This is a genomic window from Streptantibioticus silvisoli, assembly GCF_027947535.2.
In the GTDB taxonomy this organism is placed as follows: Bacteria; Actinomycetota; Actinomycetes; order Streptomycetales; family Streptomycetaceae; genus Streptantibioticus_C; species Streptantibioticus_C silvisoli.
Genome location: NZ_JAAGKO020000039.1, coordinates 72129 through 83572, shown reverse-complemented (window position 1 = coordinate 83572; position 11444 = coordinate 72129). Strand labels below are relative to the sequence as shown.

The window sequence follows — 11444 nt, the reverse complement described above, 5'->3', positions numbered from 1 at the left end:
CCCCCGGGAACGCCCCCACCCCCGAGAACCCCACCCACCCGCACGCACAACGTCGCGCCCCCCGAGTGGCGTAACGCGGGGAGCGCGACGAAGCGCGAGGAAGCGTGGCGCGTCGGCGGCTGGTCGACGCGCGGAGCGACGGGTCAGGCGGTGGGCAGGACGTCGCCGCGGACGGCCTGGATGTCGAGTTCGACGCGCATGGTGGTGCCGATCATGGCGATGCCGGCCTGGAGCATCTGGTTGTAGTTCAGGGCGAAGTCCTCGCGGCGCAGCTCGGCGACGCCGCGGAACGCGGCGCGTGTGCCGCCCCAGGGGTCGGCGCCGGTGCCGAGGTAGGTGAGGTCGAGGTCGACCGCGCGGACGTGGTCGCGCATGCTGAGTTCGCCGTGCACGGTCCAGCGGTCCGGGCCGGCCGGGGTGAGGCCGCCGGTGCTGCGGTAGGTGATCTCCGGGTACGTCTCGATGTCCAGGAAGTCCGCCGAGCGCAGGTGGTCGTCGCGCTGCTTGTTGCCGGTGTCGATGCTGCCGGCGCTGAGGGTGGCGGTGACCGTGGACTCCTCGACGCGGGCCGCGATCCGGATCTGGCCGCTGAACTCGGAGAAGTGGCCGCGGATGCTGGAGATGCCCAGGTGCTGCGCGACCGCGCCCACGGTGGAGTGCGCGGGGTCGATGGTCCAGCGGCCGGGTGGTGGCAGTTCGGCGCCGCCCTGCCGGGACAGCGTCACGTTGCCGAGGTCGGCACGGCCGGAGGCTCCGACGATGGCGGTGGAGGCCGTCGGCTGGTATCCGACAGCCGTGACGATCACGGTGTAGGTGCCGGCGGGCAGCGGATCGGTGCGGACCATGCCCGCCTCGTCCGCGAGCGCCCTGACTATCTGACTACCCGTCATGTCGGTGACCGTCAGCGCGGCGTGATGCACCGCCCATCCGTCCTTGGTTCGTACCCGGGCCCGCAGGCCGCCATCGCTCATCACCGCTCCTGGATTCGCATGGTTGGCAACGGGTTCCGGCCGGACGGTGTGGGCCGTCCCTTGCCCGGCCCTCCGGCCGAAACCCGATATCCCCCGATGACTGGTCCGGTCACGTCTGCGCTGGGTGTGCCGGTGCCGGTCGCAGTGGTGGCCGCCGCCTCGGCGGCGGCCGGTCCCCGGAGTGGGCCGGATCACGTGACCCGGCCGTCCGGGACGGCTGACTGAAGTGGTGTCGCGGTGGACTCGTCCGACGGGACTGGTCGGCCGGAGTCCGGCTGGTGTGAAAAGTGTGAAGGGTGCGACGGGTGCGGGCGCCGGGGGTGCCGCGGTCGGCGGGACCGGTGTGCCCGGCGCGGCTGCCGCCGGTGCGATTACTCGTCCGGATGGCCGAGCCGTATGTCGTATCCTCCCCCGCCGGGGCCGTGCAGGCCGACCGGGGTGGTCGCGGGCGGGTAGCCGCTCGCGATGAGGGTGTAGTCGCCGGCCGGCAGGTCGGTGAAGACGTACCGCCCGTCCTCACCGGTGGTCGCCGTCGCCGCCACGTCGCCGTCGGCGTCGACCAGGGTCACCCGGGCGTCGCGCATCGGGCGGTGGTCGGGGCCGCCGCGGACCGTGCCCTGGAGGCGGGCACCGGCGGACAGCGCGACCTCCAGGCGGCCGGTGCCGCGGGCGCCGGTCTCGACGGGAAGCGCGGTGGGGCGGTAGCCGGCGGCGTTGACCGCGACGGTGAAGGTGCCGTCGGGCAGTTCGCCGAACGCGAAGTCGCCGTTCGTGCCGGTCTTGGCGGTGGCCAGCACTTCACCGGACGGGTCGGTGACCACCACGATCGCGCCGGACACCGGCTGGCCACCCGCCTCCGCGCGCACCACGCCGGACAGGCCGCCGTTGCCGGCCAGCACGATGTCGTGGGTGACCTGTTCGCCGCCCGCGATCACCGCGGTGGCCTGCGGGCGGTGCCCCTCGGCGGCCGCGATCAGCACGTACGCGCCGGGTTCGGGCGCGGACAGCTCGAAGCGGCCGTCGGCGCCGGTGAGCGCCCGCCCCAACTGCCTCCCTTGCGGGGAGATCAAGGTCACGGTGGCCGCCGGTCCTGACCCCTCTGGGGCACGTACGGTGCCGTGAATACTGATGCCGTTCATGGGAACCTCCTCGCCGGACGGGCCCGGGCCCAGGCCCGCCGAAGCGTACGCGCCGCCCGGGCCGGTGGCGCGGGGCGGGACGGGGTGCGCCGGATACGCTGCCCGGCCGGACGCACTCGTCGGCCGTCGTCTGCCCGCGCGAGTACGAACGCATTCTGCTCGACGCTGACCTGTGACTTCAACGTGCCGGGGGCAAATGCCACGTCTCCTCCGCGTACCCACCGCGACCCCGCCACGACTGTTCCCCCGACGGTACGCCCCGGGGCCGCCGTGCTCGCGACCGCCTCGGGGCGGCGGCGCCGGGGCCGCCCCGACCGCCGCCCGAGTCCCGCCGTACGGCGGGACCCCACAGGCTCCTGGCCGCCCCGGACACCGCCCCGCCGCGGACCGACACCGGACACCACCCCGCGCCGGTCCCGCCCCCCGCAAGGCCACCTCAGGCGCCGCCCTCCGACGGCCCGGAGGTCGGCCCGCCCCCGAGACCCGGGCCGACCTCAGGGCAACCCGGGCCGCCCTCAGGGCGAACTCAGGCTCCGGCCGTCGACAGCCGCGTCAGCTCGTCGTCGGAGAGCTTCAGGCCGCCCACCGCCATGAGGGCCGGGAGCTGGGCGACCGTGCGGGCCGAAGCGATCGGGGCGGCGATGTGGGGCTGGGCGGCGAGCCAGGCCAGTGCGACGGTGGCGACCTCGGCGTCGTGCGCCTGGGCGACCTCGTCGAGCGCGGACAGCACGCGTACGTTGCGCTCGTCCTTCAGGTACGCCGCGGCCGAGCCGGCGCGCGCCGAGTCGACCGTGGTGCCCGGGCGGTACTTCCCGGTCAGGAAGCCGGACGCCAGGGCGAAGTACGGCATGACCGACAGGCCGTGGGCGGCGACGACGGAGGCGACCTCGCCCTCGTAGTGGCCGCGTTCCACCAGGTTGTAGTGCGGCTGGAGTGCCACGTACTTCGCCAGGCCCTCGCGGTCCGACGCCTCCAGGGCCTCGGTCAGCCGCTCCGCGGAGATGTTGGAGGCGCCGATGGCGCGGACCTTGCCCGCCTTGACCAGCTCGTCCAGCGCACCGAGGAACTCCTCGACCGGGACGGTCGTGTCGTCCTTGTGGGTGTAATACAGGTCGATACGGTCGGTGCCGAGGCGCCGCAACGACTCCTCCACGCCGGCCTTGATGTTGGCCGCGCTCAGCCCGGGGAAGGCCGGGAAGGAGCCGATCTTGGTGGCGACGACCAGCTGGTCGCGGTTGCCGCGGGCTGCCATCCAGCGGCCGATGATCGCCTCGGACTCGCCCCCGGAGTTGCCCGGAATCCAGGCCGAGTAGACGTCAGCGGTGTCGATGAAGTCGCCGCCGGCCGCGACGAAGGCGTCCAGTACGGCGAACGACTCGCGCTCGTCGGCCGTCCAGCCGAAGACGTTGCCGCCCAGTGAGAGCGGGAAGACATCCAGGTCAGAGTTTCCGATTCGTGACATGTAGAGGGTCAGCGCGCTCGGGGTCCCTGGTATTCCGCTTCGCGACTTCGCTAGGGTCCTTCGTCATGGCTGACTACCAGAACCCCCAGCAGAACCCCGACACCTCGGGCAGCACCCAGATGTTCCGCGCCTTCGTGGACGACGGTTCCACCACCGCCCAGCAGCAGCCGCAGCCTTCGGCCGGCGCGCCGGTCACCTACGGCTCGGCCCGCAACAGCAACCGCGGCGGTCTGATCATCGGCGTCATCGTCGCCCTCGTGGTCATCGCGGCGGTCGTCTACTTCGCCGTCGCGTAACGCCTCCAGCCCCGACGTTCCCTGTTCCAGCGTTTCCCGCCCCGACGTTCCCCGATCCAGCGTTCCCGGAACTGACGCTCCGAGCCCGGACGTTCCCTGCCCCAACGCCTCCTGCGTCACCGCCGCCGCAGGGTCCGCCGCCACGCCGTGTACGTCACGAGCGCGGTGGTAGGTGAAGCGTGAACGTCATGCGGTGGTACCCAAGCCGTGAGCCGCCGATCGGTGAACCGTGAACATCGTGCGGTATACGTCAGGCGTTCGCGCTGGCCGGTGATACGTCATGAAACCCCTGGCGTACGCCGCCGGCCGACACGAGAGGCATGGTCGACGCCGGTCCTCCGCCGACTTCGACGCGTACGCCGGTGCCCGACCGCCGACCGGGCCCTGATGTCCGGCCGCAGCAACCCCGTCCGCGACGTCACCCCGGCGCCCACCTGGCCCGTGGCTCAGCCCTGCAGGGCTACCCCCGCGGCCTCCAGGTGGGTGCCGGGCGTGACGCGCCAGGCGGCCAGGCAGAGGTCGTAGGTGACCGCGGGACGGGCTCCGGCGGCGATGGGGACCGGGAGGGGCGCGGAGGCGCGGTAGGGCGCCCAGGCGATCCCCAGCGGGTCGACCACATCCATGGTGATGACGATCCGGCCCGAACGTATCGGGGTGCGGCCCTCGTTGTCGTACGCGACGGTGACGTCGGCACACCCGGGACGGCTGCCGGGCGTGGTCCGGGGTATGCCCGCGGTCAGGCCGCCGAGGCCGGACTGCCGCACGGCGGAGGCCGACGGCGACGGGCTCGCGGACGGGGAAGCGGCCGGCGTGGCGGGCTGGGTGGGCTCCGGGGCCGGCGTCGAGGGCGACGGCGAGGCGGACGTGTTACCGGAGGCACCCGCGGGTGCGCCGGAGGGCCAGGCCGGCGCCCATGGCGAGGTCGGCGGGGCGGAGATGGTCGCGGGCGGACTCGTCGACGGCGAGGCGTCCGGGCTGTCGGACGGCGTCAGCGGAATGGCCGACGCACTGCTCCGCGGCGTTTCGGCGGACGGTGTCGTGGAGGCGTCGGGGGCCTGGGCCACGGGGTTCGGCGCGGCGACGTAGGGCGTCGCGGTGCTGCCGGGCAATTCACCGGTGCGGGTCGAAGGCCGCGGTGCGGCGGCGGCCGGGCTGCCGTCCGTCGTCGCGGTCGAGGAAGCGCTCAGGGAGGGGGCGTCACCGCTCGCCCCGGGGTAACCGCCAGGGCGGTCGTCACGGGCCGAGCTGCCGCCGGTCGCGATCCAGCTCAGTGTGGCCAGGCAGACCACGGCCGCCGCAGCGGCCACCACGGCGCCACCGCGGTCGACTATCCGAAACATCGCGCCATTGTAATGACGTTCGATCACCACGTGCCGGAAAATCCGCAGTTGCCCGTGACAATCGGGCGATTCTCGACGTGGGGGCCGTCGTTTTCACGACAACCGGCTGGTGGGAGGCGGGAGTCGGCGCCCGCCGGGTGTCCACGGATGCACCCGGAAGCCCATGTATACCCACCGATGAACGGTGCGTCAGGTGACCCGCTGTCGCGGAGCACCGGAGGACTCACCGCCCGGCGACACCGTCGTGGTGGCGCCGGGCTTCACGTCACTCCGTCATCAGGCCCACCCGGAGCTGGGCCAGGGTGCGGGTCAGCAGCCGGGAGACGTGCATCTGGGAGATGCCGACCTCCTCGCCGATCTGCGACTGCGTCATGTTGGCGAAGAACCGCAGCATGATGATGCGGCGCTCACGCGGCGGGAGTTGGGCCAGCAGCGGCTTGAGGGACTCGCGGTACTCGACGCCCTCCAGCGCGGTGTCCTCGTAGCCGAGCCGGTCGGCGAGCGACCCTTCGGTCGACTCGTCCTCCGGCGGCGGGGAGTCCAGGGAACTGGCGGTGTACGCGTTGCCCACGGCGAGGCCGTCGACCACGTCCTCCTCCGAGACCCCGAGCGCGTCGGCGAGCTCGGCGACGGTGGGCGAGCGGTCGAGCCGCTGCGCCAGTTCGTCGGAGGTCTTGGTCAGCGCCAGCCGCAGCTCCTGGAGCCGGCGCGGTACCCGCACCGACCACGAGGTGTCGCGGAAGAAGCGCTTGATCTCGCCGACCACGGTGGGCATCGCGAACGTCGGGAATTCGACGCCGCGTTCGCAGTCGAACCTGTCGATCGCCTTGATCAGGCCGATGGTGCCGACCTGGACGATGTCTTCCATCGGCTCGTTGCGGCTGCGGAACCGCGCGGAGGCGTAACGGACCAGCGGGAGGTTCAGCTCGATGAGCGTGTCCCGCACGTAGTGGCGTTCGGGGCTGTTGTCCGGCAGCTGTGCCAGCCGCAGGAACAACGAGCGCGAGAGCGTACGGGTGTTGATGGCTTCGCCGTTGTTGTCGGCGTCGAGCGGCGCCTCGGTTGCCAGCACCTTCGGACTGCCCACTTCTACGGACATGCCACCCCCTTGAGGTCGCGGACGGGTCGCGAGCGACGGTTCCTCCGACTGAATACCGGCGGCCGGGTCGCGGCAAACGCAGTACCCGCAGAATGTCACATGTCGGCAACACCATGTAGCGCCAAGTCGACTTATTTGCCCGTTGTGGGTCGCCCGTCCTGACGACCTTTCGACCGCGTTTTCGGAACGCCTGTCACCCCGTCACAACGCGTCCCGGCTCGCCGGGGCAACGTTCCGGCCGCACGGTATGCGGAAGCGGCCGCCGCTCGCCAACATCCGCGCGGCGCAGCGAAGTTGCCGGTTCGGCTGAATCTCGGCGTGTCGGCGCCGAACGCCTCCGGTTGGCGCCGTGTCACGCCCCGCGCGGGGCGGTGGGGTGCTGCGGGGCGGGCGGTCAGGCTTCCAGCTGGTTGGCGGACCGCAGGCGGGCGAAGCTGCGCGACAGCAGGCGGGAGACGTGCATCTGCGAGACGCCCAGTTCCGCGCTGATCTGGGACTGCGTCAGGTTGCCGAAATAGCGCAGCAGCAGGATGCGCCGTTCCCGTTCCGGCAGCTGGACGAGCAGGTGGCGGACGAGCTCGCGGTGCTCGACGCCGGCCAGTTCGGGATCCTCGTAACCGAGCCGGTCGAGCAGTCCCGGGGCGCCGTCGCCCTCCTGTGCGGCCTCCAGCGAGGTGGCGTGGTAGGCCCGTCCGGCCTCCAGGCAGGCGAGTACCTCCTCCTCGGACAGCCGCAGGCGCTCGGCGATCTCGGCGGTGGTCGGCGTCCGCCCGTGCAGCACGGTCAGGTCCTCGATCGCCCCGCTGACCTGCACCCACAGCTCGTGCAGCCGGCGCGGTACGTGGACGGTGCGCACGTTGTCGCGGAAGTACCGTTTGATCTCCCCGACCACCGTCGGCATGGCGAACGTCGGGAACTGCACGCCGCGCTGCGGGTCGAACCGGTCGATGGCGTTGATCAGACCGATGGTCCCGACCTGGACGACGTCCTCCATCGGCTCGTTACGGCTGCGGAAGCGGGCCGCCGCGTACCGCACGAGCGGCAGGTTGATCTCGATGAGCGCGGCCCGCACCCTGCGGTGCTCGGTGCTGCCCGGCTCGTGCCCGGACAACTCGTCGAACAGCACCTGCGTCAGCGCGCGTGCGTCCGCGGCCCGGCCGCTGCGCGCGGTCTGCCGCTGCCGCCGCGCCGCCTCACGCGGCGTCAGGACCTCCTCGGGCGGCTCCGGGACGGCCGGATCGGCGGGGGCGGTGAGGGCGTCGTCGGCGGGAGGCGCGGCGGAGGCCGTGGTGGGTGCGGCAGTGGACGCTTCGGCGGTCGCTTGGGCGGTTCCGCCGGCAGGCGTCGCAACGGCCTGCGGGGGCGCCTGCGGGGGCGCCTCAGGGGCCGCCTCCAGGGTGTCGCCCTCCGGGGCCGGGGCGCTCCGGGGCGGCGGGTCGTCGGCTCCGTGAACCGTCCACGCCGGAGCGCCCGCCGACGCCGGGAAGACGGGCGGTCCCGCGCTTCCCGGGGCGGACGGAGGTACGGCCGGCGCATGGGTGCGCGGGACGGCGTCCGGAGGGAGTGCGCGGTCACCGCGAGGGGGTGTGGACGGCACAAGGGGCGCGTGAGGCGCGTGTGGGGGCGCGGCGGCGGATGCGGTACCGGCCGTCAACGTCACGCACCACCCCTCGTCGATCAACTCATCCGTCAAAAGCGGTCATAGCATCACAAGACATGTCCGTTGTGTGCAAGCACCGCAAAAGCCCGTGTTGACGGCGGGTGGAACGTCGAAACCCCCGCCGTGGAGGCGGGGGCCGCAGTGGTGTGGCGGACGGTTTCGGGGCGGGGCCGGGCGTGGGCCCGGAAAGGGGGCGTGCGGCCTGTCGGTGAGCGCCGGTCGGGGGGGCGGGGCCGGGTCGGCCGCCGGGGTCCCCGAATCGCTCAGATCTCGTAGTCGGCGATCACCCAGGTGGCAAACGCCTGCCACTGCGCGACGCCGGCCTGGTGTGCCGGGTGCTCCAGATACCGCACCAGCGCCTGCTGATCGTCCACCGTGCAGTTGATCGCGTAGTCGTACGCGATCGGCCGGTCGGTGACGTTGCGGGCGAACTCCCACGACCGCACGTCGGAGATCCGGCCGGGGAGCTCCTGGAAGGCGCGTACCCCGTCCCGCACCCGCGGCTCGTCGTGACCGACCCCGTCGTTGAGCTTGAACAGCACGAGGTGGCGGATCATCAGCGGACTCCTTGCGGGCGGAACGTCGGGTGGGGGCGAGGCTACCCGCCGGACGCGAACGGCTCTGACGGCTCGGACGGCGCGGCGGTCAATTGACCAGTTGGCTCATGAACTTGCCTATGCCGTGCGCCGCGTTGGATATCCCCTGGAAGCCGACCTGGACGAGGTCGGCGGAGCGGTTCGGTGAGGTGATGATCGTATAGAGAACGAAAATGATCAGTATGTAGCCGATGACTTTCATTGCCTGTGCCATTGCCCCGCCTGCCTCCAGCCGTAGCCCCGGCCGCCGTTCCGCACCGGTCACGCTCGCCGTCCAGTGCGGCGAGTGTAGCCATCGTCATGTCCTGCCCAAGGGTTTATGCGCTCTTGAACGTACGGAGATCGCCAACGGGCGTGTGACGGGACCCGACGGGCCGGGTGGGCCCGGGGAGGGGCGAAGGCGTCGCCGGACGGAGAGGCCGCCCTGCCGGTCGCGGACGGTGCCGGTCGCGGGGACGTTGATCGTGGGAGCGGCGCCGGTCACGTGGGCGATGTCGGTCGTGGCGGCCGGTGCGGCTCGGCCGGAGCCGTGCATGACACCGGAGCCGTATATAACACCGGAGCCCGGGAGCGTTGTACGCTCCCGGGCTCCGGGTGGTTCACAGCGGTAGCGGTGGGATTTGAACCCACGGAGGGCTTGCACCCTCACACGCTTTCGAGGCGTGCTCCTTAGGCCGCTCGGACACGCTACCGAGAGAGAGCTTAGCGGACGTACGGCCCGGTACCGAATCCGTATGGCACCACGCTCTCCCGGCAGGGGGTCAGCCCCGGAAGAACCTGGTCAAAAGACCCGCGCACTCGTCCTCCAGGACCCCGGCGACGACCTCCGGGCGGTGGTTGAGCCGCCGGTCGCGTACCACGTCCCACAACGAGCCCGCGGCGCCCGACTTCGTGTCCCGTGCGCCGTAGACCACCCGGTCGACCCGGGACAGCACGATCGCGCCGGCGCACATCGTGCACGGTTCCAGCGTGACGACCAGCGTGCAGCCGGACAGCCGCCACTCGCCGACCGCCCGGGCCGCCTCCCGCACCGCCAGCACCTCGGCGTGCGCGGTCGGGTCCCCGGTCGCCTCGCGCTCGTTGTGCCCGCGCCCGACGACCTCCCCCCGGGCGTCCAGCACCACCGCCCCCACCGGCACGTCACCCGTCCCCGGCGCCAGCACGGCCTCCGCCAGCGCGAGCCGCATCGCCGACCGCCAGGGATCACGTACGGGGTCGGGGACCGGGGTGCCGTCGGGGAGGCCGCCGGCGGCGTCGCCACGTGCGTCGCCGGGTGCGTCGTCATGGGGAAGGGGGCCGCTTTCCGGCGGCGGGGTGCTGTCCGGGGAGGACGGCGTACCGCGTTCGTGCGGTGTAGTGCGGGTTTTCGGCGGAACGCGGTCGTGAGGTGTACCGCGGTCGCGAGCTACCGGTGTGCTGCGTTCATGAACCACCGGTGTAGTGCCGGTTTTCGGCGGAACGCCGACGTGAGGTGTACCGCGGTCGCCAGCAGCCACCGGTGTGGTGCGGTCGTGAGTGACCGGTGTACCGCGGTCGCCAGTCGCCGGTGCGGTGCTGTCACGAGCCACCGGCGTACGGCGGTCGCCAGCCGCCGGCGTGCCGCTTTCGCGAGTCACCGGTGTGGCGCCGTTCGTAGGGTCCGCCCCCGCGCCGGGGTCCGGCGCGGGGGCGGGGGTCGTGCCGTTCAGCGGGCCGCCTCCAGGACCTCGCCGGCGCCGAGGGCGTCCGCGATCTCGCTGAGCGCCTCGCCGGGTGCTCCGTCCTCGCCGAGCGAGCGCAGGCGGGCGGCGCCGACGCCGAGGTCGGCCAGGAGATCCGCCTCGCCGACCGGGCCGGCCGGGATCGGGCCGAGGCCGTCGCGGCTGTCGTCCTCCGCCTCCTCGCCCCCTTCCTCGGTGCCGTCGAGGTCGAGGGCGTCGAGGTCCTCCAGTTCGTCGTCCGGATCGCGGCCCAGCAGTTCGTCGGTGAGGAGGATCTCCCCGTACGAACTGCGGGCCGCGGCGGACGCGTCCGACACGTAGATGCGTGGATCGTCCTCGCCGTCGACCCGGACGACGCCGAACCAGACGTCCTCCTGTTCGATCAGGACGAGCACCGTGTCCTCGTCCGCCGAGGCCTCACGTGCGAGATCGGCCAGGTCGTCGAGGGTCTCCACATTGTCAAGCTCCGTGTCGCGCGCTTCCCACCCGTCCTCGGTGCGCGCGAGCAGTGCGGCGAAGTACACCGTGACTCTCCCACTGGTCCTAGGTGTGCCGGGACGGACGGGGCGACGCCCCGCCCATCGGCATCGTGGCAGAAACCGGGGCGATGCGAGAGCTCTTCCGCACTGCGTCGTGCCAGGCAGCGTTCGTTTTTTCGGCGTTTTCGGTCCGGCGACCCGTTCCGGACACCGTTCAGGCGCCCCCGGGTAAGTCGCGCGGGCAACTCCCGGTACCTACCGATGCCCGCCCGCCATACCGGCTACGCCGGGCCCGGCGGCCGTCCTACCAGCGAAAGGTGCGCATCCTCATCTGCTGCCTCATCCGGGCCGCCCGCGCCCGCCGCGGTTGCACGCGGGCGCGCAACTCCTTGGCTTCTTTCAACTCCCTGAGGAACACCGCGCGCCGCCGACGGCGTTCCGCCGCCTTGCGCACGTCGCCGACCTCACGGGTGGGGGGCCGGTCGTCGGCTTCGTCACATGGGGCGCCGTCTTCATGACGTGAGGCGCCGTTTTCGTTACGTAGGGCGCCGCGATCGTGACGTAATACGTCACGATCGCGGGGCTGGGTCGCTGTCGGTATCGCTTTCCGCTGCGCTGAGTGGTCCACGGCCATGGAAGAGCGTTTTCCCGTCCGGCGCCTTTTGATGCGCCTGGGAGCGTGCGGCCGCACTCGGTTAGTGT

Annotated in this window: 13 protein-coding genes and 1 tRNA gene; 2 read left to right on the top strand and 12 right to left on the bottom strand. The window is 72.2% G+C overall.

Annotated elements, in window-relative coordinates; genetic code table 11:
• Positions 1–143: 143 nt before the first annotated feature.
• The 3 genes from POF43_RS23690 to POF43_RS23680 all read right to left on the bottom strand — a co-directional run bounded on the left by POF43_RS23690 (position 144) and on the right by POF43_RS23680 (position 3572).
• Positions 144–971 carry a YceI family protein gene (locus POF43_RS23690; protein WP_271316321.1) on the bottom strand — a complete coding sequence of 276 codons (828 nt, stop codon included), beginning with the start codon at positions 969–971 and terminating at the stop codon, positions 144–146.
• A gap of 371 nt (positions 972–1342) precedes the next feature.
• Complete coding sequence (locus tag POF43_RS23685; RefSeq protein ID WP_271324359.1) at positions 1343–2110, bottom strand: MSCRAMM family protein; 768 nt, start codon at positions 2108–2110, stop codon at positions 1343–1345.
• Positions 2111–2636: 526 nt separating this feature from the next.
• Positions 2637–3572: an aldo/keto reductase gene (locus tag POF43_RS23680; protein ID WP_271324360.1), complete on the bottom strand. Its 936-nt coding sequence runs from the start codon at positions 3570–3572 to the stop codon at positions 2637–2639.
• 65 nt (positions 3573–3637) lie between these two features.
• Here POF43_RS23680 and POF43_RS23675 point away from each other — a divergent pair, with 65 nt between their 5' ends.
• Complete coding sequence (locus POF43_RS23675) at positions 3638–3868, top strand: hypothetical protein (RefSeq protein WP_271316324.1); 231 nt, start codon at positions 3638–3640, stop codon at positions 3866–3868.
• Positions 3869–4314: 446 nt separating this feature from the next.
• Here the strand turns inward: POF43_RS23675 and POF43_RS23670 are convergent, their stop codons facing one another.
• Positions 4315–4632 carry a hypothetical protein gene (locus POF43_RS23670; protein WP_271324361.1) on the bottom strand — a complete coding sequence of 106 codons (318 nt, stop codon included), beginning with the start codon at positions 4630–4632 and terminating at the stop codon, positions 4315–4317.
• 46 nt (positions 4633–4678) lie between these two features.
• Between POF43_RS23670 and POF43_RS23665 the strand changes: the two genes are divergently transcribed.
• Positions 4679–4954 carry a hypothetical protein gene (locus POF43_RS23665; RefSeq protein ID WP_271324362.1) on the top strand — a complete coding sequence of 92 codons (276 nt, stop codon included), beginning with the start codon at positions 4679–4681 and terminating at the stop codon, positions 4952–4954.
• A 519-nt stretch (positions 4955–5473) separates the two neighbouring features.
• Here POF43_RS23665 and POF43_RS23660 read toward each other — a convergent pair.
• The 8 genes from POF43_RS23660 to POF43_RS35195 all read right to left on the bottom strand — a co-directional run bounded on the left by POF43_RS23660 (position 5474) and on the right by POF43_RS35195 (position 11376).
• Entirely contained in the window at positions 5474–6307 is an 834-nt protein-coding gene (locus tag POF43_RS23660) for an RNA polymerase sigma factor SigF (RefSeq protein WP_271316326.1), read from the bottom strand.
• A gap of 394 nt (positions 6308–6701) precedes the next feature.
• Positions 6702–7703: an RNA polymerase sigma factor SigF gene (locus POF43_RS23655; protein WP_308217760.1), complete on the bottom strand. Its 1002-nt coding sequence runs from the start codon at positions 7701–7703 to the stop codon at positions 6702–6704.
• Positions 7704–8230: 527 nt separating this feature from the next.
• Positions 8231–8524 (bottom strand): Dabb family protein, encoded by a 294-nt coding sequence (locus POF43_RS23650; RefSeq protein ID WP_271325948.1) that lies wholly within the window; start codon positions 8522–8524, stop codon positions 8231–8233.
• A gap of 88 nt (positions 8525–8612) precedes the next feature.
• On the bottom strand, positions 8613–8828 hold the full coding sequence (locus POF43_RS23645) for a hypothetical protein (protein WP_271317726.1): 216 nt from the start codon (positions 8826–8828) through the stop codon (positions 8613–8615).
• Positions 8829–9168: 340 nt separating this feature from the next.
• Positions 9169–9255, bottom strand: a tRNA-Ser gene (locus tag POF43_RS23640).
• 69 nt (positions 9256–9324) lie between these two features.
• A complete protein-coding gene (gene tadA / locus POF43_RS23635) occupies positions 9325–9750 on the bottom strand; it encodes a tRNA adenosine(34) deaminase TadA (protein WP_282704740.1) in 426 nt (141 codons plus the stop codon).
• Between the two features lie 497 nt (positions 9751–10247).
• Complete coding sequence (locus tag POF43_RS23630; RefSeq protein ID WP_271317723.1) at positions 10248–10787, bottom strand: tRNA adenosine deaminase-associated protein; 540 nt, start codon at positions 10785–10787, stop codon at positions 10248–10250.
• A 259-nt stretch (positions 10788–11046) separates the two neighbouring features.
• Entirely contained in the window at positions 11047–11376 is a 330-nt protein-coding gene (locus POF43_RS35195; RefSeq protein WP_443732111.1) for a hypothetical protein, read from the bottom strand.
• Positions 11377–11444 lie beyond the last annotated feature (68 nt).

What these genes read in the sequence shown, in the direction of transcription:
- POF43_RS23650 (WP_271325948.1), bottom strand. Translation starts at nt 8,524, where the DNA reads ATGATCCGCCACCTCGTGCTGTTCAAGCTCAACGACGGGGTCGGTCAC.
- tadA (WP_282704740.1), bottom strand. Translation starts at nt 9,750, where the DNA reads ATGCGGCTCGCGCTGGCGGAGGCCGTGCTGGCGCCGGGGACGGGTGAC.
- POF43_RS23690 (WP_271316321.1), bottom strand. Translation starts at nt 971, where the DNA reads ATGAGCGATGGCGGCCTGCGGGCCCGGGTACGAACCAAGGACGGATGG.
- POF43_RS23685 (WP_271324359.1), bottom strand. Translation starts at nt 2,110, where the DNA reads ATGAACGGCATCAGTATTCACGGCACCGTACGTGCCCCAGAGGGGTCA.
- POF43_RS35195 (WP_443732111.1), bottom strand. Translation starts at nt 11,376, where the DNA reads ATGGCCGTGGACCACTCAGCGCAGCGGAAAGCGATACCGACAGCGACC.
- POF43_RS23660 (WP_271316326.1), bottom strand. Translation starts at nt 6,307, where the DNA reads ATGTCCGTAGAAGTGGGCAGTCCGAAGGTGCTGGCAACCGAGGCGCCG.
- POF43_RS23675 (WP_271316324.1), top strand. Translation starts at nt 3,638, where the DNA reads ATGGCTGACTACCAGAACCCCCAGCAGAACCCCGACACCTCGGGCAGC.
- POF43_RS23680 (WP_271324360.1), bottom strand. Translation starts at nt 3,572, where the DNA reads ATGTCACGAATCGGAAACTCTGACCTGGATGTCTTCCCGCTCTCACTG.